The sequence below is a fragment of the Luteimonas aquatica genome (assembly GCF_022662575.1).
Taxonomy (GTDB): domain Bacteria; phylum Pseudomonadota; class Gammaproteobacteria; order Xanthomonadales; family Xanthomonadaceae; genus Luteimonas; species Luteimonas aquatica.
Map to the genome: position 1 here is coordinate 1 of NZ_JALBFU010000040.1, position 702 is coordinate 702.

General features: G+C 67.5%; 1 pseudogene. It reads left to right on the plus strand.

What is annotated here, in order from left to right:
- Positions 1-702 (plus strand): annotated as a pseudogene (locus tag MD221_RS17420) (hypothetical protein); the annotation flags it as partial.

Here is a 702-nt window from a genome sequence, read left to right on the forward strand (position 1 = left end):
AACGGCGTGCAGGGCGGCAACTACGCCAACGACGGCGCCACCGGCCTCAATGCCCTGGCCGCGGGCGTCAACGCAACGGCGACGGGCGAGGGCGCCGTGGCGATCGGCGACAGCGCCGACGCCAATGGCCTGAACAGCGTCTCCATCGGCCGGGATGCAGGCCAGGGCTCCACGCCGGGCATCGCGGGCCAGATCAATACGAGCGTCGGCTTCATGGCCGGGCAGAACATCTCGGGCAGCGCCAATTCCTCGTTCGGTGCCGCTGCCGGCAATGGCACCGTCGGCGAATCGAATACGGCGATCGGCCAGGCGTCCGGGCAAGGCACCCAGGGCGACTACAACGCGACGGTCGGCAGCTACTCGGGGCTCGGGGTAGTCGGCAACAACAACGCTTCGCTCGGCTATGGCGCGGGCCAGTCCGTCCAGGGGAATGACAACGTTTCCGTTGGCTCGAACGCCGGCATGTCGATGTCCGGGGACAACAACATCGCCATCGGCAATTATGCTGGCGTGAATTCCGCATTCACCGCCGGAGTCACCGCGAGCAACAGCGTCAGCGTTGGCATGAACGCCTATGCGAACGCGAACGATGCGCTGGCGATCGGGACCAGCGCCGAAGCGGCTGCCCAGGCCGGCGACGTCGCCATCGGCGCCAACTCGGTGACGGCCGCAGTGGTGGCCACATCGAACGGCACCATCGAC